27 protein-coding genes are annotated in these 24017 nt (G+C 56.1%); 14 read left to right on the forward strand and 13 right to left on the reverse strand.

Going from position 1 to position 24017, the window contains the following annotated elements; translation table 11 throughout:
- Positions 1–2: 2 nt before the first annotated feature.
- Entirely contained in the window at positions 3–2663 is a 2661-nt protein-coding gene (locus I3V23_08235; protein ID QPI84585.1) for a leucine--tRNA ligase, read from the reverse strand.
- A gap of 109 nt (positions 2664–2772) precedes the next feature.
- Positions 2773–3261 carry a DUF3576 domain-containing protein gene (locus I3V23_08240; protein ID QPI84586.1) on the reverse strand — a complete coding sequence of 163 codons (489 nt, stop codon included), beginning with the start codon at positions 3259–3261 and terminating at the stop codon, positions 2773–2775.
- 298 nt (positions 3262–3559) lie between these two features.
- Here I3V23_08240 and I3V23_08245 point away from each other — a divergent pair, with 298 nt between their 5' ends.
- The 4 genes from I3V23_08245 (at position 3560) to mtaB (ending at position 7152) form a co-directional block, all read left to right on the forward strand.
- Positions 3560–4414 carry a porin gene (locus tag I3V23_08245; protein ID QPI84587.1) on the forward strand — a complete coding sequence of 285 codons (855 nt, stop codon included), beginning with the start codon at positions 3560–3562 and terminating at the stop codon, positions 4412–4414.
- A 108-nt stretch (positions 4415–4522) separates the two neighbouring features.
- On the forward strand, positions 4523–4996 hold the full coding sequence (locus I3V23_08250; protein QPI84588.1) for an acyloxyacyl hydrolase: 474 nt from the start codon (positions 4523–4525) through the stop codon (positions 4994–4996).
- A 54-nt stretch (positions 4997–5050) separates the two neighbouring features.
- Positions 5051–5896 (forward strand): diaminopimelate epimerase, encoded by an 846-nt coding sequence (locus I3V23_08255; GenBank protein ID QPI84589.1) that lies wholly within the window; start codon positions 5051–5053, stop codon positions 5894–5896.
- Positions 5893–7152, forward strand: a complete 1260-nt coding sequence (gene mtaB, locus I3V23_08260; protein ID QPI84590.1) for a tRNA (N(6)-L-threonylcarbamoyladenosine(37)-C(2))-methylthiotransferase MtaB — start codon at positions 5893–5895, stop codon at positions 7150–7152. The genes I3V23_08255 and mtaB overlap by 4 nt, the downstream gene beginning before the upstream one ends.
- Here the strand turns inward: mtaB and I3V23_08265 are convergent.
- Positions 7149–7709 (reverse strand): TlpA family protein disulfide reductase, encoded by a 561-nt coding sequence (locus I3V23_08265; GenBank protein QPI84591.1) that lies wholly within the window; start codon positions 7707–7709, stop codon positions 7149–7151. The genes mtaB and I3V23_08265 overlap by 4 nt on opposite strands.
- Before the next feature lie 41 nt (positions 7710–7750).
- On the opposite strand from I3V23_08265, the gene argH reads away from it, so the two are divergent.
- The 3 genes from argH (at position 7751) to I3V23_08280 (ending at position 10956) form a co-directional block, all read left to right on the forward strand.
- A complete protein-coding gene (argH, locus tag I3V23_08270; protein ID QPI84592.1) occupies positions 7751–9142 on the forward strand; it encodes an argininosuccinate lyase in 1392 nt (463 codons plus the stop codon).
- A gap of 282 nt (positions 9143–9424) precedes the next feature.
- A complete protein-coding gene (gene greA, locus I3V23_08275; GenBank protein ID QPI84593.1) occupies positions 9425–9895 on the forward strand; it encodes a transcription elongation factor GreA in 471 nt (156 codons plus the stop codon).
- Positions 9895–10956 carry a hypothetical protein gene (locus I3V23_08280; GenBank protein ID QPI84594.1) on the forward strand — a complete coding sequence of 354 codons (1062 nt, stop codon included), beginning with the start codon at positions 9895–9897 and terminating at the stop codon, positions 10954–10956. The genes greA and I3V23_08280 overlap by 1 nt, the downstream gene beginning before the upstream one ends.
- Here I3V23_08280 and I3V23_08285 read toward each other — a convergent pair.
- Together I3V23_08285 and mobA are read right to left on the reverse strand one after the other, a co-directional pair.
- Positions 10953–11828 (reverse strand): molybdopterin guanine dinucleotide synthesis, encoded by an 876-nt coding sequence (locus I3V23_08285; protein QPI84595.1) that lies wholly within the window; start codon positions 11826–11828, stop codon positions 10953–10955. The genes I3V23_08280 and I3V23_08285 overlap by 4 nt on opposite strands.
- Positions 11825–12409: a molybdenum cofactor guanylyltransferase gene (gene mobA, locus I3V23_08290; protein QPI86758.1), complete on the reverse strand. Its 585-nt coding sequence runs from the start codon at positions 12407–12409 to the stop codon at positions 11825–11827. The genes I3V23_08285 and mobA overlap by 4 nt, the downstream gene beginning before the upstream one ends.
- A gap of 84 nt (positions 12410–12493) precedes the next feature.
- Between mobA and I3V23_08295 the strand changes: the two genes are divergently transcribed.
- Entirely contained in the window at positions 12494–13213 is a 720-nt protein-coding gene (locus tag I3V23_08295; GenBank protein QPI84596.1) for an AzlC family ABC transporter permease, read from the forward strand.
- A complete protein-coding gene (locus I3V23_08300) occupies positions 13210–13542 on the forward strand; it encodes an AzlD domain-containing protein (protein QPI84597.1) in 333 nt (110 codons plus the stop codon). The genes I3V23_08295 and I3V23_08300 overlap by 4 nt, the downstream gene beginning before the upstream one ends.
- Here the strand turns inward: I3V23_08300 and I3V23_08305 are convergent.
- Positions 13539–14003, reverse strand: a complete 465-nt coding sequence (locus I3V23_08305; GenBank protein ID QPI84598.1) for an Lrp/AsnC family transcriptional regulator — start codon at positions 14001–14003, stop codon at positions 13539–13541. The two genes, I3V23_08300 and I3V23_08305, sit on opposite strands and share 4 nt — an antisense overlap.
- Positions 14004–14067: 64 nt before the next feature.
- Entirely contained in the window at positions 14068–14493 is a 426-nt protein-coding gene (gene mscL, locus I3V23_08310; GenBank protein QPI84599.1) for a large conductance mechanosensitive channel protein MscL, read from the reverse strand.
- Between the two features lie 240 nt (positions 14494–14733).
- On the opposite strand from mscL, the gene I3V23_08315 reads away from it, so the two are divergent.
- Positions 14734–15198, forward strand: coding sequence for a DUF3429 domain-containing protein (locus I3V23_08315; GenBank protein ID QPI84600.1), 465 nt, complete (start codon positions 14734–14736; stop codon positions 15196–15198).
- Entirely contained in the window at positions 15191–15640 is a 450-nt protein-coding gene (gene rnhA, locus I3V23_08320) for a ribonuclease HI (GenBank protein ID QPI84601.1), read from the forward strand. The genes I3V23_08315 and rnhA overlap by 8 nt, the downstream gene beginning before the upstream one ends.
- On the opposite strand, the gene I3V23_08325 is transcribed toward rnhA, so the two are convergent.
- Together I3V23_08325 and I3V23_08330 are read right to left on the reverse strand one after the other, a co-directional pair.
- A complete protein-coding gene (locus I3V23_08325) occupies positions 15641–16558 on the reverse strand; it encodes a methionyl-tRNA formyltransferase (GenBank protein QPI84602.1) in 918 nt (305 codons plus the stop codon).
- Between the two features lie 2 nt (positions 16559–16560).
- Entirely contained in the window at positions 16561–17085 is a 525-nt protein-coding gene (locus tag I3V23_08330; GenBank protein ID QPI86759.1) for a peptide deformylase, read from the reverse strand.
- A 237-nt stretch (positions 17086–17322) separates the two neighbouring features.
- Here I3V23_08330 and I3V23_08335 point away from each other — a divergent pair, with 237 nt between their 5' ends.
- Positions 17323–18492 (forward strand): pyridoxal phosphate-dependent aminotransferase, encoded by a 1170-nt coding sequence (locus I3V23_08335; GenBank protein QPI84603.1) that lies wholly within the window; start codon positions 17323–17325, stop codon positions 18490–18492.
- Here I3V23_08335 and I3V23_08340 read toward each other — a convergent pair whose 3' ends face one another.
- Positions 18493–19389 carry a DMT family transporter gene (locus I3V23_08340; protein QPI84604.1) on the reverse strand — a complete coding sequence of 299 codons (897 nt, stop codon included), beginning with the start codon at positions 19387–19389 and terminating at the stop codon, positions 18493–18495.
- Between the two features lie 212 nt (positions 19390–19601).
- On the opposite strand from I3V23_08340, the gene I3V23_08345 reads away from it, so the two are divergent.
- The gene (locus I3V23_08345; protein ID QPI84605.1) at positions 19602–20561 is read left to right on the forward strand and encodes an L-malyl-CoA/beta-methylmalyl-CoA lyase; all 960 of its coding nucleotides are present in this window, start codon (positions 19602–19604) and stop codon (positions 20559–20561) included.
- A 99-nt stretch (positions 20562–20660) separates the two neighbouring features.
- Positions 20661–21623: an acetyl-CoA carboxylase carboxyltransferase subunit alpha gene (locus I3V23_08350; GenBank protein ID QPI84606.1), complete on the forward strand. Its 963-nt coding sequence runs from the start codon at positions 20661–20663 to the stop codon at positions 21621–21623.
- Here the strand turns inward: I3V23_08350 and I3V23_08355 are convergent.
- Genes I3V23_08355 through I3V23_08365 form a run of 3 tightly spaced genes read right to left on the reverse strand, consistent with a single transcriptional unit; the run spans position 21620 to position 23900 of the window.
- Complete coding sequence (locus tag I3V23_08355) at positions 21620–22333, reverse strand: 1-acyl-sn-glycerol-3-phosphate acyltransferase (protein QPI84607.1); 714 nt, start codon at positions 22331–22333, stop codon at positions 21620–21622. The two genes, I3V23_08350 and I3V23_08355, sit on opposite strands and share 4 nt — an antisense overlap.
- Positions 22330–23205, reverse strand: a complete 876-nt coding sequence (locus I3V23_08360) for a cell division protein FtsX (GenBank protein QPI86760.1) — start codon at positions 23203–23205, stop codon at positions 22330–22332. Before I3V23_08360 ends, I3V23_08355 begins: the two co-directional genes overlap by 4 nt.
- Positions 23206–23219: 14 nt before the next feature.
- A complete protein-coding gene (locus tag I3V23_08365; GenBank protein ID QPI84608.1) occupies positions 23220–23900 on the reverse strand; it encodes an ATP-binding cassette domain-containing protein in 681 nt (226 codons plus the stop codon).
- Positions 23901–24017 lie beyond the last annotated feature (117 nt).

Genomic DNA, 24017 nt, shown 5'->3' on the forward strand with positions numbered 1-24017 from the left:
CCTTAAATAACGACATTCATAATCCGCCCTGGCACAACAATCAGCTTGCGGGGCGCGCGACCTTCAAGCGCCTTCGCCACAGCCTCATCCGCCAGAACCAATTTTTCAACCTCTTGTTGCGGCATATCTTTCGCAACAGTCAGTTCCGAGCGGCGTTTGCCGTTGATCTGGATGGGTAAGGTGACGGTATCGGACACCAACATCGCCTCATCGGCTTTGGGCCACGGTGCGGTAGCTACCAAACCAGACCCGCCCTGACGCGCCCAAATTTCTTCGGCCAAATGTGGGGTCATTGGTGACATGAGCTGCGCCAAGGTCAGGATCGCCTCACGCTGTGCGGCGGCCGAGGCGTTCGATTTCGCCAAAGTGTTGGTAAAGGCATAAAGTTTGGCGATCGCCGCATTAAAGCCAAAGCTTTCAATGCCGTTTGTCACATCAACAATGGCGCGATGCATGGCGCGCAGTAGGTCTTGATCGCCTGAGCCTGCCGCATCTTTCGGCATATCCGCGATTTTTTCGCTCAAGGCCCAGACACGGCCCAAATGTTTAAATGCGGCTTCGGCCCCCGCAGCCGTCCATTCCACATCACGCTCGGGCGGGCTGTCAGAGAGGACGAACCACCGCGCGGTATCGGCGCCATATTGGGCTATGATCGCCACAGGATCGACCACGTTGCGTTTCGATTTCGACATTTTGGCGGAAGGGATGATCTCAACCTCGCGGCCGTTCTTTACGGCAATCCTGTGTGCTTCCGGTAGGCTATCGGACAACCCTAGGTCTTCAGCAAATTTCCGTTCTACTGCTCGTTCCTTTCCGGAATCGTTGAACAGGATTACCTCTTCTGGATAAAGATATTCGCTACGCAATTTAGCGCCAGGCTCCTTTAAGTCACCCTGCACACGCTTTATTTTGTAAATTGCATGCGTCACCATCCCCTGCGTGAACAGTGCGTTGAACGGCTCGGCGCATTTTGCGGGCAAATGCCCCGTCTTTTGCATCGCACGCGCGAAGAAGCGCGAATAAAGAAGGTGCAAAATCGCGTGCTCAATCCCGCCGATATATTGATCTACATTCATCCAATATTCGGCCTCGGCGGCATCGGTGGGCGTTGCCGCGCGCGGCGCGGTGAAGCGGGCGTAATACCACGAGCTGTCCACGAATGTGTCCATCGTGTCGGTTTCACGCTGCGCAGGCGCACCGCAGCTAGGGCAGGCGCAATCGCGCCAAGTCGGGTGACGATCCAGCGGGTTGCCTGGAATGTCGAAACTGACATCGCGCGGCAGTTCGATGGGCAGGTTTTCCTTTTTCTCTGGAACAACCCCGCAGGTGGCACAATGCACCACAGGGATTGGACAGCCCCAATAACGTTGGCGGCTCAAACCCCAGTCGCGCAGTCGGAACTTGGTTACGCCTTGGCCCCAACCCCTCGCCTCAGCGAGATCAATTGCGGCATCCACTGCGGTGTCACCTGTTTGCACTGCCTCGCCTGCAAAGCCGCGAATATAGCGCACACGCTCGGCTTTGGTTGGCACGAAGGCTTCGGCCAAGTGGGCTTCTTCCGCGCCCTCGGCCACAAAAACAGGGGTGATCGGCAGATCGAACTTGCGCGCAAATTCAAAATCGCGCTGGTCATGGGCAGGGCAGCCGAAAATTGCGCCCGTGCCATAATCCATCAAAATAAAATTCGCGATCCAAACGGGCAATTCCCAAGACGGATCAAGCGGGTGGCGTACACGCAGGCCCGTATCGCGGCCCTTTTTCTCGGCCTTTTCCAAGGCTTCGGCAGTTGTTCCACCTTTGCGGCAGTCTTGGCAGAATGCCGCAATCTCGGCGTTTTCTGCTTCGAGTGCTTTGGCCAAGGGATGATCGGGGGAGATACCCACAAAACTGGCCCCCATCAGCGTATCAGGGCGGGTGGTGTAAACATCAATCGTGCTGTGACCATGCGCAGGTGCGGTCAGCTCAAAGCCAAATTGCAGCCCGCGGGATTTGCCGATCCAATTCGCTTGCATCAGGCGCACTTTTTCGGGCCAATCGTCTAAACCATCCAGCGCGCCAAGCAAATCATCGGCCATGTCGGAGATTTTAAAGAACCATTGCGTCAACTCGCGCCGTTCTACGTCAGCACCCGAACGCCAGCCTTTGCCATCGATGACCTGTTCATTGGCAAGAACCGTCATATCGACCGGATCCCAATTCACCACCGCGTTTTTTCGGTAGACCAAACCCTGCTCTAGCATATCAAGAAACAGCGCTTGTTGCTGTCCGTAATATTCAGGGTCACAGGTGGCAAATTCCCGATCCCAATCAATCGACAGGCCCAAGGGTTTCATCTGGCCGCGCATTGTATCGATGTTTTGATATGTCCAATCGGCAGGGTGGCCGCCATTTTCCATTGCGGCATTTTCGGCAGGCATCCCAAAGGCATCCCACCCCATAGGATGCAGCACGTTAAATCCAGTGGAGGATTTGAAGCGTGCGATCACATCACCCATCGTGTAATTGCGCACATGGCCGATATGGATGCGCCCCGATGGGTAAGGGAACATCTCAAGCACATAGTATTTTTCACGCGCAGGATCGCGCTTGGCCTGAAAGATTGCGGCCGCATCCCATGCCTGCTGCCATTTCTCTTCAATCTGGGACGGATCGTAGCGCGACATTGCGAACTCCTGAAACATGGGGCTTTCGGGCCAAACGGGTATAGTCGGGCGCGTGTTTAAGCCGCCCGCTTGAAGAGGTCTAGGGGTATGGCGTGAATTCGCCGCCTGATTACAGGCCCGAGTCGCGGATGCGCAATTGGCGGGCGCGGGTCAAGATCGCATCTTCGATCTGACGCGTGGTTTCGCGGCTGACAGGGCCACCGCGCGTGGCCAATGCAACGCGCAGCGCACGCGCATCCAATGCGGGGTCACTGACATAGACGGTTGCGCGATAGGCTGTGCCGCCGCCTGGTGGCGTGCCATAGCCAAAATCAATCACGCCTGAGAATGGATCAGCTGATTCAATCGGCAAGAAGTCCAACACTTCAAGCGTGGCGTTCCAGATGTATCGATTGACTTCAACGGTGACATTCGGGTCATCCACGTTCTGGAACAAATCCCAGATGGTTTCGCGCTGTGGCTCTTGTGCGTCTAGCGCGGCGCGCTGTTCTTCGGCGGCCTCAGACCCGCCCAAGCTGCCACCCAACCGCCCGCAAGACGCAAGCGCCAGTGCGGTCGCAACAACCAAGATAGCTTTGCCAAAGCTCGAAAATGCCATGTGACTTTGCCCTTTCGTCCATATTGCGCACTGCGTGCAACGCGGGGGGCAAATGACTGCGCCCGTTGCGTGCCTCTTGGTAACTTAGCCCCGCCATTGCGGCAAGGACTTTGATATTATCGTCAAATTAGACCTAAATAACACACTGTGGCATCTGTGCATCAGAGTTGGCCCAAGATGAAGATGTCTGTCACGGCTTCGTTGCAATGCGCGGCTTGATGCGAGAGAGAAAGCCATACTCAATTCGGACTTCCCCGTCTTGAGGTGCACCTTAGAAATCAATTACGAGGGAAAAACCATGAAAAAGGTTCTCTTCGCTACTACTGCTTTGATTGCAACCGCAGGCGTTGCATCTGCAGACATCACTTTGACTGGCTCTGCTTCCATGGGTCTGACCCACGCGAATGACCAGACCGTTAATGACGTTGAACTAGACTTCAACATCGTTGGCTCCGGCACTGCAGACAATGGTTGGACATTCGGCGCTAAAGTCGGTGTTGATAACCAGGTTAACGGCGAAACTGGCACAGCGACTGGCCCAGCCGAAGACGCAACTGCATTCGTTTCTGGCTCTTTCGGCACGCTCACCATGGGCAGCGTTGACCCAGCAACCGATGGCATGGGTATCGCTGACGCGGGTCATCAGGGCATCGGCATTGATGACGTTGCAGAACTCAACAAAGCAATCGGTTCCGCAGACGTAAACTGGGCATACTCGGTAAACGGTCTGAGCATCTTGGTTGGTTACAGCTCTGTGAACGAAGACACATCTGCACGCCTCAGCTTTGACGTAGGCACAGTTGCATTGTCCTTGGGTGTTGCAAACGATCGCAACGGCGCAGCCGACACCGACACAACAACTGCAATTCAGGCAAGCACAAACGTAAACGGTGTTGGTCTGACTGCATACTACAGCGTATTTGACGATGACGGCAGCAACACTGAAACCGACAGCTTCGGCCTGTCTGCTTCGTTCGCGCTTGACGATGCAACCACCATCACTGCTGTTTACGCCGACAACGACACTGCAGTCGAAGCCGCTTACGGCTTGGGCGCAAGCATGAACCTCGGCGGCGGCTTGAGCCTCGCTGGCGGTGTAGGCTCCGCAGGCGACGACACGAAGTGGGACTTGGGTCTGAACATGAGCTTCTAATCCTCACGGATTACTTGCTTGGGAAAGAGCGGGCTTCGGCTCGCTCTTTTCTTTTGAAAAATGCGTTTATTTATCATAAATAAATAACATAATAATCTAGGGGCAGATATGAAACGGCACCTCATTTCATTACTCGCCTGTGGCCTTGGTCTGCCTGGATCGGCCCTAGCGGATAGTTCTGTGATCGGGCTGACGCGTGACGGCACGAACAGAGGCTCAGGCATTGTGGCCGAGTATCATTGGACAGGCGCGTTAGCCGAGGGTGATCGCTTTACCGCAGGTTGGGCTACTTCAGTTTTGGCCGATAACAATCACAACGGGTTTGTGGGGTTTGGCGTCTCTGCGGAATATCAGATCAGCGGTCAAAATTTCATCGAGGCCAGCTTTATGCCTGGATATTACAAAGAGGGTGACGTTGATTTGGGGGGCCATATGCATTTTCGCAGCACCCTTGGGATTGGCACCAATATCACCGACAGCGCTGCGCTTTCATTCGCGTTCAGCCATATCTCAAACGGTGGCCTAAATGATCGCAACCCTGGAATGGATATGGTCATGCTGCGTTTGACCCGCCGCTACTAATCCGCACAAAGATTCGAGTCCCATTCACCGCGCGCTTGCGCTATAGGCGCATCCATGTCTGAGCCGCACACATATATCGGCCTGCCCTTCATGAAAATGCACGGGCTTGGCAATGATTTTGTCGTCATGGACGCGCGCAAGCGCGAGGTCACCGTGACCGCTGATTTGGCGCGCGCGCTTGCAGATCGTCATCGTGGGGTGGGGTTTGACCAATTGGCCTTGATCCAAAACGATAACGAGGCGGATTTAGCACTGACCTTTTACAATGCCGATGGATCCCTCTCTGCAACCTGTGGCAATGCCACACGCTGCATCGCTGCCTATGAAATGGCGGCACAGGGCCTTAATCAGATCCGCCTGCGCACAGAACGCGGGATTCTGGTTGCGCAGGATCGCGGCAACGGCCTGACCGCTGTGAATATGGGGGCCCCGCTGTTGGAGTGGCAAGATATCCCTTTAGCCACGGCGATGGACACGCTGCATCTGCCCCTAGACGGGGATCCTGTTGGGACAGGCATGGGTAACCCTCATTGCAGTTTCTTTGTGGACGATGCCGAAGCGGTGGATTTGGCTGCCCGCGGCCCCGAAGTGGAACATCATCCGCTGTTCCCTGCGCGCACCAATGTGCAATTCGCCTCACTCATCGGGCCAGATCATCTGAGGATGCGGGTCTGGGAACGGGGAACGGGCATCACGCTTGCCTCAGGATCATCCTCTTGTGCGGTGGCGGTTGCCGCGGCGCGGCGGGGCCTGACAGGTCGTGCAGTGAAACTGACCCTTGATGGGGGTGATATTTGGATTGAGTGGCGCGAGGATGGCGTTTGGATGACAGGGCCAACGGCCCATGTGTTCACCGCTGAATTGACCGCAGATTTCATAAGTCGCCTACAAAACCCATGACAAAGCCACCTGAATTTCGAACGCTTGGGTGTCGGCTCAATGCCTATGAAACCGAAGCGATGACCGATATGGCCACCGCAGCGGGCCTCAGGGATGCGGTGATCATTAACACCTGCGCCGTAACGGCCGAGGCCGTGCGCAAAGCGCGCCAAGAAATCCGCAAGGTGAAGCGCGACAATCCAAGCGCGCGGATCGTGGTGACGGGCTGCGCAGCACAGACCGAGCCCGAAACCTTTGCCGCAATGGGCGAAGTTGACCTCATCATTGGCAATCGCGAAAAGATGGAACCTGCAACATGGGCCAAACTCAGCGGCCCTGATTTCATCGGCCAAACCGAAAAGGTCATGGTCGATGACATCATGTCCGTGCGCGAAACAGCCGAGCATCTGATTGACGGCTTTGGCACCCGCGCGCGCGCCTATGTGCAGGTTCAAAATGGCTGTGATCATCGCTGCACCTTTTGCATCATCCCATTTGGGCGCGGTAATTCACGCTCCGTGCCTGCGGGTGTGGTAGTGGATCAAATCAAACGCTTGGTCGACCGCGGCTATTTAGAGGTGGTGCTCACGGGGGTTGATCTGACCTCATGGGGGGCGGATCTCCCGCAAGCCCCCCATTTGGGCGATTTGGTCATGCGTATCTTGAAACTTGTTCCTGATCTGGCGCGCCTGCGGATTTCCTCTATCGACTCCATCGAAGCTGATCCGATGTTGATGGAGGCCATCGCCAACGAACCCCGCCTGATGCCTCATCTGCATCTGAGCCTTCAACATGGCGATAATTTGATCCTCAAGCGTATGAAGCGCCGCCATGCGCGCGAAGATGCCATTGCCTTTTGCGAGGAGGCGCGCCGCCTGCGGCCTGAGATCAAATTTGGCGCAGATATCATTGCAGGTTTCCCGACAGAAACCGAAACACATTTCGAAAATTCCCTCAAATTGGTTGAGGAGTGCGGGCTAACATGGCTCCATGTGTTTCCGTTCTCACCGCGCCAAGGCACGCCAGCGGCACGGATGCCACAATTGCAAAGCGCCACCATCAAAGACCGCGCGGCACGATTGCGCGCCGCTGGGGATCGGGCCCTCGCCCAACATTTATCGGGCGAGATTGGCAAAACCCATCAGATTTTGATGGAAAATCCCCATCTTGGCCGCACCGAAGACTTCACTGAAGTCAGCCTCAATGAGGCGCAAGAAACAGGTCAGATCATCACTGCTACAATTTCAGGCCACAAAGACGGACGGCTTTTAGCCTAGATTGCTTCCGCCAAAAGTGCCTCGAAAAAGGCAAATGCCTCGGGGCTGTCCCAATGGGCATCCCCCATCAGCCGCGCAATCTCGCGTCCTTCGGGATCAATCACCAGCGTAATCGGCAAGCCCATCACCGACATTTCGCGCGCAATCTGTTGGTTGATGTCACGATACATCGGGAGATGTTCTACGCCAATTTCCTCAAAAAACCTGCGGATCGCCTGCGGGGAATTGCGCCCCGTGGCGAGCGTGACCACTTCAAACTGATCTGAGCCAAACTGACGTTGCAATGCCTCTAGGCTTGGCATTTCTTCACGGCAGGGCGCGCACCACGTGGCCCAAAAATTGAGAACCACATATTTCCCGCGATAATCGCTCAAGCGCCCTTCAACTTCATCCTCATCAACAAAAGGCAAATCCGACACAGGCACAGGCTCTGAGGCGATCACCAGACCGCGCATATCCCCATCACGGGGCAGCTGCGAAAGATCTTGCGCAAAGGCGGCATTTGCACAGAAACCCAAGGCAATGTAGAGCAGAGCAATGATACGGCGCGAGAGCATCCTAGCGGCATCCTTTCTTTGATCGGCGGATAAAACAGAACATGGCACAGAAATCTTCAAACGCAATGTGGGGCGGTCGCTTCGCCGCAGGGCCAGATGCTTTGATGGAGGCGATTAACGCATCTATCGGCTTTGACCAAAGGCTCAGCGCGCAAGATGTCACTGGCTCACGCGCCCATGCTGCAATGCTCGCCGCCCAAGGCATCATAAGCAGTAAAGATGCCGAGACGATCAGGGAAGGCCTGCTCACGATCTTGTCAGAAATTGAGAGCGGCACATTCGAATTTTCCACCGCCCTTGAGGATATTCACATGAATATCGAAGCGCGGCTTAAAACCCTGATTGGTGAGCCCGCAGGACGTCTCCATACGGCGCGGTCACGCAATGATCAGGTCGCCACCGATTTTCGCCTATGGGTGCGGGATCAAATGGATGCGGCCATTGAGGGGCTGCAGGCCTTGATCCGCGCGGCATTGGCGCAGGCCGAAGCGGGCGCTGATTGGGTGATGCCTGGCTTTACCCATCTTCAAACCGCGCAGCCCGTAACATGGGGGCATCACATGATGGCCTATGTCGAGATGTTCGCCCGCGATTTATCGCGTTTTCAAGATGCGCGCGCGCGGATGAATGAATGCCCGCTTGGTGCGGCCGCCCTTGCAGGCACATCTTTTCCAATTGACCGCCACATGACTGCAGAAGCCCTAGGTTTCGATCGGCCTATGGCGAATTCCTTGGATGCCGTTTCAGACCGCGATTTCGCCCTAGACTATCTCGGGGCGGCCTCCATTTGCGCGATGCATCTGTCGCGATTGGCTGAAGAATTGGTGATCTGGTCTTCGGCACAATTCCGCTTTGTGACCCTGTCGGATCGGTTTTCAACAGGCTCCTCCATCATGCCGCAAAAGAAAAACCCTGATGCGGCGGAATTGATCCGCGCCAAAATCGGGCGGATCATGGGGGCGAATGTGGCCTTGATGACGGTCATGAAAGGTCTGCCCTTGGCCTATTCCAAGGATATGCAGGAAGACAAGGAGCAAGTCTTTGATGCCGCCGACAACCTCATGATCGCAATGGCCGCAATGGCGGGGATGCTCGGCGACATGAGCGCCAATAAAGACGCACTAGAGCGCGCCGCCGCATCTGGCTTTTCAACCGCAACTGATCTCGCCGATTGGTTGGTGCGCGAATTGGGTCTGCCATTCCGTGAAGCGCATCATGTAACAGGCGCGCTTGTCAAAATGGCCGAAGATCGGGGCTGTGATTTACCTGATCTCAGCCTTGCGGATATGCAAACAGTGCAATCCAACATCACTGCGGCCGTGTTTGATGTTTTGGGGGTTCACAACTCGGTTGCCTCGCGTCAATCCTACGGCGGCACCGCACCCGATCAGGTGCGCCTGCAAATTGCACGATGGAAAGAAAGGTTGGCGTGATGGGGCGCTCTTTTGCATCATGGATTAAGCTGGGGCTATTGGCCCTGACTTTGGGTGGAACTTTGGCCGCCTGCGGCGCAGATGGCCCGCCTGAACCGCCAAGCGAAAATGCAGTGACCTACTAAGCCTGCGTGGCGTTTGGGTCATTTTCTTGCACCGCGTGTGGCGTTCTGCGTCTTGCCCGTTGAAACTGGGGCAAAGAGCCCCTAACGTCTGGGGTCAGACTGCTCATTTTAAGACGATTGACCATTCCAAGACCTAAGTTTGAGGCCCCGAGTTCCAATGGAAAAAATACCGATGACCCCGACAGGGTATAGCGCCCTTGATGCCGAGCTGAAGCATCTGCGTAGTGTTGAGCGCCCTTCTGTCATCAAGGCGATTGCTGAAGCGCGCGAGCATGGGGATTTGTCGGAGAATGCCGAATATCACTCGGCCCGCGAAAAACAGTCCTTCATCGAAGGTCGCATCAAGGAATTAGAGGGGATTTTGGGCCTTGCACAGGTCATCGACCCCAAGACCCTGTCTGGCCCGATTAAATTCGGCGCCACGGTTGTGTTGATTGATGAGGATACCGAGGAAGAAAAAACCTACCAGATTGTCGGCGAATCTGAGGCCGATATCGAAAAAGGTTTGCTCAATATCAAATCGCCCTTGGCCCGCGCTTTGATCGGTAAAGATGAAGGCGATAGCGTAGAGGTCAAAACGCCCGGTGGCAGCAAGGATTACGAGATCACGAAGGTGACCTACGTGTGATGATCCCCGCAGCATTGCCTCACCCCAGATTGACGCTTGCGCATCGCTTCACGCGGGACAAGCAGATTTGGGTAGGCCGTGCGGTTGGTTTTCTTCAGTGCGCCGATGGCGCGATGTCCTTTGGACTGCGCGAAGGCATCGCGCTGGCCTTGGCCTTGCTTTGGATTGGGGCACTCAGCCTCACGGCGTTGGGCTTTGGCGGTGACACCCCGAATATGGCCGAGATGCTGAGCGGGCTCATGGTTGCGGTTGGGGCAATCTTGCCGCTTGTTTTGTTATGGATTGTTCTAAGCCTCCTGCGCATCACGCAAAGCCTGCGTCTTCAGGCCCAAGATCTGCGCCTGAGGCTCAACAATATTGAGGACGCGCTTCACGGCGGGGCTGTGCCTGCTGATTTGCGAGAGACACAAAACCGCATAGAGGCTTTGGCAGAGGCACAATTGGCCACCGATACCAAGCTCGCAAGTTTTACATCTTTGCGCCTGCAAGACCCTGACCTGCGGGCGGCTGTGCCCCTAAGCCCGCCCCCTGCCCCAGATCGGCCACAATCGGATTTATCGCTTATCGCAGCCGAGCCCGCCTTGAACCATCCGGTCACGCCCGCTGACTTTATTCGTGCGCTCCATTTCCCGAATAATGATCAGGACAAGGAGGGCTTTCGCGCCCTTCGCGCGGCCCTAGAAGACCCTGCAACCCGTCCTTTGATCCGCGCTGCACAAGATGTGTTGACCCTGCTCTCGCAAGACGGGATTTTCATGGATGATCTCAATCCAGACCGCGCCCGCCCTGAGATTTGGCGCAAATTCGCGAAAGGCGAGCGGGGCCGCGCGATTGCATCGCTTGGCGGTATTCGAGATCGGTCTTCCATCGCGCTTTCCACTGGCCGGATGCGGCAAGACACAGCCTTCCGCGAAGCTGTTCATCAGTATTTGCGCGAATTTGATCGCGTTTTCTGTCAGTTCGAGCAGGCTGCAACCGATGAAGATATTGTCAAACTCAGTGCCACCCGCAGCGCGCGGGCCTTTATGTTGCTCGGGCGTGTGACTGGGATTTTTGACTAAGGCCCCAAGGCCGCATGGATCGCAGAGCGCAACAGTGCCTCATGCCCCGCACCCAAAACACCGCCCTCCTCGGCATCACCATCGACAAGCATTTTTGCAAGATCATCAGGGGCCAAAGCGGCCAAACCCGCGGCAATCACCCGCACTTGTGCGGCATCTGGGATTTCGCCCGCCAAAGCATAATGTGCGATCTCTTTCGCCATCAACGAAGGCCAACATTCTGCCAAAACAATAGGCCGCTCGATCCCGTCATAAGGTGCCACGGCAAGCGCCGACCCAAACCGCCCGCGCAAGGACTGCAATCTTGCGATCCCAAGGATCGCCTGTGATCCCACAGATCCCGTGGTGTAAAGCTTCCACCCCGGCTGCATTTTGCCATAGGCCAATTCAACTTTGCGCCGTTCTGGCAGATGATGTCCGTGGCGCAGGTCGCGCGCGGGCAGATCAGGGCAGGCCTGTGTTTTGGGCACGCACCAAAAGGGGCCAACCCCTGGAAAACGGCGATTAAGCGCGCGGGCCACATCGAACCGATTATTCGCATTGTCTGGCCCATCCTTAACCATCTGCGCAAAAAGCGGCCAAACCGATAGCGCATCGGCCTTGCCTGTCAGATGCTGTGCAAAGCCCGCAGGATAGGCGAAGGAAAAGTCAAAGGTCGCCAAGATACGTTCATCCCGCATAAGGGTGTCTGTCATCACCTGCTCAAGCGCGGCCATCGCATCAGCGCGCGTGCGATAATAGCTCACCTGTGGCGTTGCACCATGCGCCGAATGAGCAATGAAAATCGCGTCCTTCGTGGGGGCTTTGGGGCTTGGGGTGGCTCGTGCCGACCAATCGACCACCACAATATGATCAAAGCGTCCCGCGCTCATAAGGCCATCTCAGCGGCCTGTTCCAAATCAGCCTTTGTGTTGATGTTGAAGAACGCCTGTTCAGGTGCATTGAGAGGGGCAGAAACCCCGCCCAATCGCGCCATGACTTCGCGCATTTTGCGGCCACCCCCCCGCAATTCTGCTGCCAATGGATCGGCCAAATCCACATCCCAAAGCGCAAATGTTGGATGTATGCCCCCGCTTTGATCCTCAGCAAAAACCAATGCGTCATGCCCTTGTGCGGCGCATAAGTGCGCCACGATATCGCTTGGAAAAAACGGGCTGTCCGAGGCAAAGCTCATCACCCGCTGCGCCCCAAGCATCTTGGCTGCGCGCAAGGCCGCCAAAACGCCGCCAAGTGGCCCCATCGCGGCGAATGCGCCATCAGCAACCACATCAAGTCCAAGATCCGCATAAAGCGCGGGGTCGCCATTGGCGGAGAGGATCAAATGATCCACCTGCGGGCGCGCGCGCGCAATAACATGCGCATAGAGGCTTTGTCCCCGCAGCAGCAGCCGTCCCTTGTCTTGCCCGCCCATACGGCGCGCTTCCCCGCCTGCCAAGATCACGCCACAGATCATTGCTTTGCCCTTATCCATCCGCGCAGATTGCATCCTTCGCCCATCAAGGCTAGATCGCATGAGCAGAAACGACAATGGTGCAAGATGCGCAAAACCCCTTCAGACTCGGCCTATCTCTCTGGGATCATTGGTGGATTGCCGTTCCTGTTGGTGCTCCTGCCATTTGGTCTTTTATTTGGGGTTCTTGGCACAGAAGCGGGTCTGCCCCTGTCGCAAGTCATGGGATTTTCTTTCCTTGTCATTGCGGGCTCAGCCCAATTCACCGCGCTGCAGCTGATGACGGAAAATGCACCCGTCCTCGTGGTTTTGGCCTCTGCTTTGGCTGTTAATCTGCGCATGGCGATGTATTCAGCCTCGATCACCCCACATTTAGGGGCCGCGCCTTTATGGCAGCGCGCGCTGTTATCCTACATGTTGGTCGACCAAACCTATGCAATGGCCATGCAAACCTATGAGGCACAGCCTGAACGCTCGGTCAGATGGAAAGTGGTCTATTTCTTCGGACTCGCGACCCCGATCTGCCCCCTGTGGTATGGCGCGACCTATGCAGGCGCAGTCTTAGGAGCAACCATACCACCTGAATTTGCACTCGATTTCGCAGTTCCGATTACCTTTCTTGCATTGGTGGCCCCCGCCTTGCGCACACTTGCGCATATCGCGGCGGCAATGACCTCGGTGGTTATGGCGGTCTTGCTAAATTGGATGCCCTATAACCTTTGGTTGATGGTCGCAGGGATCTCCGCCATGATCGTTGGCGCAGAGGTGGAACGGCGCATGAGCCTTGCAAAGGCGAAGCTGACATGAGCGCCTATTCCGAAACCACGGTCTGGCTGATCATCGCTGCGCTTGGCTGCGGCACTTATCTTGTGCGGCTGTCTTTTTTGGGGATTTTGGGCAACCGCGATCTGCCAGAATGGGTCTTGCGCCATTTGCGCTATACGCCCGTGGCGATCCTGCCCGCATTGATCACGCCCTTGGTGCTATGGCCGCAAGCGACAGGCGGCGCGCTAGATGCCCCCCGATTGAGTGCGGCAATCGTGGCCTTGAGCGTGGGGGTCTGGCGCAAAAATGCCATTGCAGCTGTCTTTGCGGGCATGGCAACGCTATACGGCGTGGGTTATTTCCTCGGCTAAATCGGCAAGGCAGTTGTTGAAAATACGTTTTTCAGAGCAAAGCTGGATTGCATCTTCGAAACCCCCGGCAAACGGGCCAGATATTCGCGATGCACGCGGGCGAAATCTTCGCTGTCGCGTGCCACCACCTTTAGAAGATAATCCGCGCTGCCTGCCATAAGATGGCATTCCAACACATCTGGCACCCGCTTCACAGCCTGCTCGAAGGCCTGCAAAACCTCGTCCGCCTGTCCTGACAGGCTAATTTCCACAAAGACGGTTGTCATCCGACCAATCGCACGGTGATCCACCAAGGCGACATAATCTCGGATGATTCCCTCCTGCTCCAAGCGCGCGATCCGCCGATGACAGGACGAGGCGGACAAATTCACCTGTTCGGATAGCTCCGCATTGGTGATGCGGCCGTTCTTTTGCAAAACTTCCAAGATTTTGCGATCCGTGATGTCCAACTCAAAACCCATATCATCTCTCGCTAAAACGGCTTGCGCCCCGCCATGGTGACGGGGACGCATGTTTTATTCGTGCTTACTTCTTGGCCAGAGCATCACGGATTTCAATCAGAATGTCCAATTCGCTTGGGCCTGCGGGGGCTGAAGCGGCTTCTTCCTTCTCTGCTTCTGTCATAGATTTGATGCGGTTGACCAAACGCACCAGCATGAAAACCACAAAAGCTACGATCAAGAAATTGATGACCGCCATCACAAATTTCCCAATCGCAAAAACAGGCGCGCCTGCTTCGAGCGCCACGGCAAGCGAGGCATAGTCATTTCCGTCTAAGGCGTAGAACCAACCTGAGAAATCAATCCCGCCCGTGAAGATAGCGATCAATGGATTGATCAAGTCGCCCACGAGTGACGTTACAATCGCGGTAAAGGCTGCCCCGATGATAATCCCCACAGCCATATCCATAACATTGCCACGGGCAATGAAGCTTTTGAATTCTGCAAACATATCTTTCCCCTTCTTGGGCGCAGAGCGCCCTCTCCGATTTTGAACCCATCACGCCGCCGCATAAGCGTTCGGCAGATAGGGTCAGATTAGAGACAGCGGTGCCGATGGAACAATGGGTTTGTTCAAAGTTTCAAAGAATTCCAAAAGCTGCGCGATGCCCGCCACTGGCAATCGAATGCTCAGCCATAGATGGCCCAAATGCGCTTGCGCGCTGCGCAAAGATGCGGGACAAGCTGAGATATGAGCAGCAGGGATCACATACCAAAGGCGGCATTATATTTAGGCTTGGCGGGGGTTTTGCCCTTTGCCTACGCCGCGCTGTGCTTGATCGTCCCTTCCGCCGCTCCCCTTGGCGACTGGCTTCTGCCGAATTTCGCACCCGATATACTGCTGCGCAATTATGGGATCGTGATCCTGTGTTTTATGGCGGGGGTCATATGGGGCTTTGCTGTGCATGCGCCATCACCGCAGATGATGGGATATGGCTTTGCGGCATCCACGATCCCCGCATTGGTGGCGTTTTTCCTTGGATTTGGCCCAACCCATCAGGCTTTGCCCATCCTGATCATGGGCTTCTTGGCGCTTTTGCCCCTTGATGCATGGGCGATGCGTGCGGGCCTTGCACCGAACTGGTGGCTGCGATTGCGCGGGCTTTTGAGCAGCCTTGTCATTTTGTGCCTAACACTGGGCGTGCTCTATGCCTGAGCTATTCGCCTATACGGATGGGGCCTGTTCAGGCAACCCTGGCCCTGGTGGATGGGGTGCGCTGCTGCAGGCCAAGGCTGGCCATACCGTTGTCAAGGAACGCGAGCTCAAAGGCGGTGAAGCAGACACCACCAATAATCGAATGGAGCTTTTAGCCGCGATTAACGCGCTTGAGGCGCTGGAGCGTCCAAGCACGATCACTGTGGTGACAGACAGCGCCTATGTCAAAGGCGGCATCACCGAATGGCTGCGCAGTTGGAAACGCAATAATTGGCGCACCGCCACAAAAAAGCCTGTCAAAAACGAAGACCTTTGGCGGCGTTTGGATGAGGCGGCAGCGCGCCATCAGGTAACGTGGACATGGGTCAAGGGCCATGCAGGCCATCCCGAGAACGAACGCGCGGATGCCTTGGCCCGTGCGGGCATGGCCCCCTTCAAATAATCACAAGCCCAAAATTGTCCCTGCAGGCAGGTCTGTGCCACGCAAGAAATCGGCAGCGGCCATGCGCGGCTTGCCCTCGGGTTGCAGTTCGGTGATCTCAATCGCGCCCCTGCCGCACGCGATTGTCAGGCCATCAATGACCGACCCTGCCACAGCCCCATCGGGCCGCGCCTGCGCCCTTCGGCAGGCAAGGAATTTTAACCGCCGCCCCGAATGCGTTGTCCATGCACCAGGCAAGGGTGAAAGGCCGCGAATTTGGCGGTCAATCTCTGCGGCATCATTCGACCAGTCTATGGCAGCCTCGGCCTTGTCGATCTTTTCGGCATAGGTCACGCCCTCTTGCGGCTGCGGAACAGGGGTGAGACTGTCAAAATCGGCAAGCGCGGCAACAATCGCCTCAGCGCCAAGCTGCGAAAGACGATCATGCAGTGCGGCGGTGGTATCCTCCGCGCCGATTGGCAGGGTGCGGGTCAATAAAACTGGCCCCGTATCAAGCCCCGCTTCCATTTGCATAATGGAAATGCCTGTCTCATCATCCCCCGCCATAATCGCGCGATGAATAGGGGCCGCGCCACGCCAACGCGGCAAAAGCGAAGCATGGATATTCACACAGCCCAAGCGCGGCGCGTCAAGCACCGCCTGAGGCAAGATCAAACCATAAGCCACAACCACGGCAATATCGGCAGCCCATGCCGTGAATTCGGCCTGTGCCTCGGCATTGCGCAAGGTTTCGGGATGGCGCACCGGCACGTGCAGATCTTCGGCCAAAGCCTGAACAGGGGTCGCGCGGGGTTTTTTGCCGCGCCCTGCGGGACGGGGGGGCTGACAATAGACCGCAGCAATCTCATGCCCCGCCGCAATCAAGGCGCGCAAAGGCGCACAAGAAAATTCGGGCGAGCCCATGAAAACAATACGCAAATCTACACCTTATCGCGCGCGATGTCGCGCTTAAGCTTTTGCATCTTTCGAGTAATCAATTGCCGCTTCAAGGGCTTGAGATAATCGATAAAGAGAACCCCATCGAGGTGGTCAATCTCATGCTGCACGCAAGTGGCCCATAGCCCCGTAAATGTCTCGCGCTGCAAAACGCCATCGCGATCCAACCATTCCACGGTCACATCGCGCGGACGCTCGACATCAGCATAAACATCTGGGATCGACAAACAGCCTTCCTCGTGGATGTTTTTTTCATCCGAGGATTCCACGATCTTGGGGTTGAACATCGCGGTCGGGCGGGGTGTTGCCCCTTCCTCTTTGACGCAATCCATCACGATCACGCGCTGATCAATCCCAATCTGTGGCGCAGCCAGACCAATACCGGGCGCGTGATACATCGTCTTGAGCATATCATCTGCAAGAGCGCGCAACTCATCCGAGAGGTCGGGCACATCTTGTGCGACCTTTTTCAGACGAGGATCAGGATGGATTAATATTGGGTAAATCATGGCCTGTGCCATAAGCGAATTCTGCGCCCCGCGCAACCAGCGCGGCTGGGATTTGCACAGGGCAGGCGCGCCTGATAGGCTCATGTGAGAAATCCTATAAATGCAGAACGAAAGTTCTAACAATATGCGAAATATAAAGACATTGTTCTAGTAAATTTTATTGATTTGGAACATATGTCCATTTATATGGTATATCAAAGAACGCGCAGCATATGCGCCAAAGAATGGATAACACCGATGAACTTTGACGAAATCATCAATCGCCAAAACACCCATTCAATGAAATGGGATATGATGTCGTCAATTTATGGGATTGGCCCAGAAGATGGGTTGTCCATGTGGGTGGCAGATATGGATTTCCGCCCCCCTCAATCTGTGCAAACCGCGCTGCAAAACATGCTCGATCATGGCATTTACGGCTATTACGGCGATGAACGCGCCTATCGCGCCGCCATTGGATGGTGGATGGCAAACCGCCACGGTTGGGAGATTGAGCCCGACTGGATCTTCACCACCCATGGTCTGGTGAACGGAACGGCCCTTTGCGTGGATACCTATACGCAAGAGGGGGATGGCGTGGTTCTAATGACGCCCGTCTATCATGCCTTTGCCCGTGTGATCCGCGCCGCCAATCGTCAGGTGGTCGAATGCCCGCTTGCACTGATTGAAGGCAAATATCACCTCGACATCCCCGCATGGGATGCGGCGATGACAGGGCGCGAAAAAATGCTGATCCTCTGCTCCCCCCATAATCCAGGCGGCAGGGTTTGGACTGTTGAAGAATTGCAGGCAATTGCCGATTTCGCGCGGAGACATGATCTGATCTTGGTTTCAGATGAAATCCACCATGACCTGATCATGCCAGGCCATACCCATACGCCAATGGCGAAAATTGACGGGATCATGGATCGTTTGGTGATGATGACCGCGACCACCAAAACCTTTAACATTGCGGGTGGCCATTCGGGCAATGTGATCATCCCTGACGCGGAGCTGCGCAAACACTTTGCCGCGCGCATGGGCGCTTTGGGGATTTCGGCCAATTCCTTTGGCCTCGCAATGGCCGAGGCGGCCTATAGCCCCGAAGGTGCAGAATGGGTCGATGCACTTTGCGCCTATCTCGCAAAAAACGCAGAAACCTTTGATGCAGGCATCGCCAAAATTCCAGGCCTAAAGCCCATGAAATTAGAGGCGACCTATTTGTCATGGGTCGACTTTTCGGGAACTGGCATGAGCCATGAAGAATCCATAGCCCGTGTGGAAGGGGACGCGCGGATCGCCACCAATTACGGGTCAAGCTTCGGCTTGGGTGGCGCGCCATTCCTGCGATTTAATCTCGCCATGCCCCATGCGCAGATTGAAGAGGCGGTTGCGCGGATGCAAAAGGCTTTTGCTGATTTGCAATAGTCACGCAGCGCGGGCCGCACGCCCCCGCGCAAAGCGCATATGCAGCAAATATGTTGCCAGTGAGGCCACCACAATCGCACCGCCCACCATCATCAAAGGGGTCGGTGCCTCGCCCACGCCAACCCAGACAAGGATCGGGCCAAGCACAGTTTCTAACAGCATCAAAAGGCTGACATTGGCCGATGCCGTATATCGGTTTGCCAGCGTAAGCAGGAAGAAACTGGCAGGCAAAATCACCGCGCCCGTCACCAAGATCAAAAACACATCAAAGCTGCTTGCCCCGCTTGGCACGCCAAAGGCCCACCCCACCATGCCCGACACAAAAGCCCCAAGGCCCATACCGAGTAAAATCGGCAATTGATGGTGTTTGCGGATCAGAACAAAGGTCATGGCCAGAAACCCACCCATAGACAGGCCCATCAAGCCGCCCCAAAGCGTGGCTAAATCAAAGGGCAGGCCTGCATCGGATTTGCCGAATATCGCCAGAGCAATCCCGAAAAGAACCGCCGCAATCGTCAACCATGTGGCGCGGGTCGTAGGCTCGCCCAACATCAAATGAGACAACACCGCCGAGAAAATCGGGACGGTCGCCACGCCCATCAATACCACAGTGACAGGGGCCACCGCGATGGCCACGCTGAAAAGCGCCCCATTCAACGCCTGACACAAAACCAACAAAGCGCCTGCGCCCGTGGCAAGGGCTGACACTTCAACAAGATGCCGCCCACGCGCGGCGATAAACCAAGCCGCAATCAGCACCAAACCCATCGCGGTGCCGCGCCAGCCCAACATCTCGAACCCACCCATACCAGACAAGCGCATCAGCAACGTATCAGGCGCGATGATCAACGCGCCCGTCAGTGCAAGCAATAAGCCATATGCAGGATGCTGTTTCATAGGTGGCTCCGCAAAATCTTTACTTCGCCGCTATAGGCCTGATCGGGGTCAGCGGCAACGGCACGGGGGCAAACGGGGTCTAATTTCCAGAAATTTCTATTTTGCCGCAGTGCAGCACTTGCGAAACTCCGCGTAATATCATACCCAAAGATCAGCAAAAAACGAAACTTCCTTGCGCGACCCTAGCGCATTATCCGCCGAAGGAACATCTGATGAGCTTCCGTCTCCAGCCCCAACCTGTGGCCCGCCCAAACCGTTGTCAGCTTTTCGGGCCTGGCTCGAATGTGAAACTTTTTGAGAAAATGGCGGCCTCAGCAGCGGATGTCATCAACTTGGATCTCGAAGATTCCGTTGCCCCCAGTGACAAAGAGGCGGCCCGTGCGAATGTGATCGAGGCCATCGGTGCAGTTGAGTGGGGCAAAAAGACCCTCAGCGTGCGGATCAACGGGCTTGATACGCCCTATTGGTATCGGGAGGTGGTTGATCTGCTGGAAAACGCGTCTGACCGTCTGGATCAGATCATGATCCCAAAGGTGGGAAATGCCGCTGATATTTACGCGGTCGATGCGCTTGTTTCGGCAATTGAATCCGCCAAAGGCCGCCAAAAGCGGATCAATTTCGAGGTGATCATCGAATCTGCGGCAGGCATTGCTCATGTCGAAGAAATCGCCGCCGCATCGCCCCGCCTTGTAGCCATGAGCCTAGGGGCTGCGGACTTCGCGGCCTCGATGGGCATGCAGACCACAGGCATCGGCGGCACGCAGGAAAATTACTATATGCTGCACGATGGGGCGCGGCACTATTCTGATCCTTGGCATTGGGCACAGACCGCGATTGTCGCCGCCTGCCGCACCCATGGCGTCTTGCCCGTAGATGGGCCATTTGGCGATTTCTCGGATGATGAAGGCTATCGCGCGCAGGCCCGCCGCTCGGCCACTTTGGGCATGGTTGGGAAATGGGCCATCCATCCCAAGCAAATCGCGCTCGCCAATGAGGTGTTCACCCCATCCGAGGCCGCGGTGGCCGAGGCGCAGGAAATTCTGGCCGCTATGGAAGACGCTAAGCGCAGCGGCGCGGGGGCGACTGTCTATAAGGGCCGCTTGGTCGATATCGCCTCGATCAAACAGGCTGAGGTGATTGTCAAACAAGCACAGATGATTGCGCAAGGCTAATCAAGCGCGCTTGTTCGTTGCATCTTTGGTCAGGCTTAGCCATATAGGCATAAGCCATTAACGACCCATGCCGCTGATGCGGCCATGCCCTGCGGAGGTGTGATGAACTATCTCGATTTCGAAAAACCCTTGGCCGAGATTGAAGGCAAGGCAGAAGAGTTGCGCGCAATGGCGCGTGGCAATTCTGAAATGGATGTCGAGGCAGAGGCAAAAGCGCTGGATAAAAAGGCGCATGATATCCTGAAGGATCTCTATAAAAACCTCACCCCTTGGCGCAAATGCCAAGTTGCGCGTCACCCCGACAGGCCACATTGCCGCGATTACATCAACGCGCTGTTCACCGAATATACCCCGCTTGCCGGGGATCGGAACTTTGCCGATGACCACGCCGTGATGGGGGGGATTGCACGATTCAATGATCGCCCCGTTGTGGTGATTGGTCACGAAAAGGGCAATGACACCAAATCACGCATTGAACATAACTTTGGCATGGCGCGGCCCGAAGGCTATCGCAAAGCCGTGCGTTTGATGGATATGGCTGATCGATTTGGCCTGCCTGTTGTCACCTTGGTCGACACCCCTGGCGCCTATCCTGGAAAAGGGGCTGAGGAACGCGGCCAATCTGAGGCCATTGCGCGGTCAACGCAGAAATGCCTCGAAATTGGCGTGCCTTTGATCAGCGTGATTATTGGCGAAGGCGGATCAGGCGGCGCCGTGGCCTTTGCCACCGCAGATCACCTCGCCATGTTGGAACATTCGATTTACTCGGTCATCAGCCCCGAGGGCTGCGCCTCAATCCTCTGGAAAGACGCCGAACGGATGCGCGAAGCCGCAGAGGCCTTGCGCCTCACTGCACAGGATTTGCAAAAGCTGGGCGTCTGCGACCGCATCATCCCCGAACCAATGGGCGGCGCGCAGCGCGACAAAGCGGCAACCATCGCGGCCGTTGGTCAGGCCATCGAGGCAATGCTTGCCGCAACAAAGGGCATGGATCGCAAAAAGCTGATTGCTGCACGGCGCAAGAAATATCTTGATTTGGGCTCGAAGGGCTTGGCGGCTTAAAGCCCCGTTTCGTCCATCAGTGCATCTGAGGCGGTCTCAATCTCGCGTTCGAGATGTGCCATCACCTGCTGCACATCTTGCCCTGCGGGGATCGGTGGCAAAAACTCAACCACCGCAAGACCAGATTTGCGCGCAATACCGATGCGGGGCCAGAACAGTCCGACATTGGTGGCCGCGGGCACACATGGCATTTTTGTGCGTTCAACCAATACGCCCACCCCAACCTTATAGGGCTTACTGACACGTGGGGCCACACGTGTGCCTTGCGGGAATATGATCAACTGCCCCTCATCGCCCATGCCCGCCAGCACACCATCGACCATAGCTTGAATGGCCTGCCCCCGCTTGCCGCGGTCAACCGCAACACAGCCAAGCCGCGCTGCATACCAGCCCAAAAAAGGCGCGTTTTTGAGGGATTTCTTCATGATAAATCGCGGGCGCGGAAGCACCGAGGTCAAGATGATAATATCAAAAAAACTTTGATGCTTTGAGGCCACAATCACCTCACCCTGAGGCACATCTCCCCGCACCTCTGAGCGCAGACCAACCAAGAGGGCCGCCGTCCACCGCACATAGCGCGCATAAAACCGCACGCCTGCCACAGCGCCTTGGCGCGAGACAATCGCCCATGGGGCGAAGGCTAGCGCGACAAACGGGATCATCAGATACATCTGACCAACAAAGATCAGGGATCTTAACCATTGGATCATGGCATGCCTCGCAAAGTTCGGAAGGCCGCAGCCTTGGTCGCTTGGAAAGACACAAAAGCGATCATCACGGGAATAATCAAGGGCAAGAGCCACTCAAGACCCGAAAAGCTCAGACCCACCATAAAGCTTTGCGCGCTTGCTTGATTTGGAAAAACCAACAGCGCGCCTATCCCAAGCGCGGCACCGCATCCACCACCAATCAAACTGCGCAAGGCAAATCTTCGCACGAAGGCCCCCGCGATATAGGCATCACGGGCACCAACCAATCGCAAGACGCGGATCACCTGCACATTGGCCGCAAGCGCCGCCAAACTGACCATTGCAACCGTTGCGGCAAAGATCAAAGCCAGCGCCAGATACCCCATCATGCGCAACCGCCCCGCCGCCGAGATCAACGCCCTGCGCCATGTATCGTGATTATCCAAAACAGCATCAGGCGCCTCAGCTTCCAAACGCAGGCGCAAGCCCTCGACATCATAGCCTTCTGCCGTTTCCGTCACATCTATGATCCGTGGCAAAGGTAAAAATTCAAGGGGCATATCGCTGCCAAACCATGGGGCAAGCAGATCGCGTTGTTCTTCCAAGGATAAAGCTCGCGCAGAGGCAACACCGGGCGTTTGCGCGAGGGCCGCAAGCACTGCATCAACCTGCGCGTCCATCTCCGCCAAAGGGGCAGCCACGCGAATGGTGCTGCTGCGCGCTAAATCCTCAGACCATCGCGCCGCAACGCGCCCCGCCGCCAAGGATAGGGCCAAAGCGAATACGGCCAAAAAGGCCATCGCTGCAGATGCAAAAATCGTAAGGCGTGCCGCCGTGCCTGTGGAGGGCACTACCCGATCCGAGGCTGCATCGCCGAACAAAACAGCCAGCATATTCAGGAGGAAGCTCACAAATCTGCCCCCGCCAATTGCAGCTTACCGCCCACAATCCGCAACACCCGCGCAGCCACATGTTTCTTTGCCGCGCGGATAAAGGCGAGATCATGTGTCGCCACCAAAACCGCTTTGCCGAGGCGGTTCAACTCCACCAACAAGCGCAACTGCCGCATCGCCATTTCCCAATCGACATTGCCCGTTGGCTCATCCGCCAAGATCACATCAGGGTCCATGATAATCGCCCGCGCCAATGCCGCGCGCTGCCGTTCCCCGCCCGATAGTTCAGGGGGCAACGCGGCAGAGCGGTGACGCAGATCAACCCAATTCACCAATTGCGTGAGATTGCGCCGCTCCGCCTCGGATATATCACGCCCCGCCACATAAAGCGGCAACGCGATATTTTGTGCGACATCCAAATGATCCAAGAACTGGCAATCTTGATGCACAACACCGATCTTTTGACGCGCAAGCGCCAGATCATCGCGGGCCATTGTGGCACTGTCATGCCCCATCAAACGAACCTGCCCAGAAAGCGGGCGTAATTCGCCGTAACACAATTTGAGAAAGGTGGTCTTGCCTGCCCCAGAGGGGCCCGTCAGAAAATGGAACGAGCCTTTGGCCAAGCGCAAAGACATTTGCGACAGAACCATGTCAGATCCATAGCCATAAGACACATCTTGTAATTCGATCACGAATTTCCCCACAGCACAGCCAGCACCTTCCTTTGATGCCCGATGCTGTGTTCTGTTGCAATCGCACTACAACAAATACTTGCGCATCACGGCCTTGGATTGCCCATGCAGCATTGC

Source organism: Rhodobacterales bacterium HKCCA1288 (assembly GCA_015693905.1).
GTDB lineage: Bacteria > Pseudomonadota > Alphaproteobacteria > Rhodobacterales > Rhodobacteraceae > M30B80.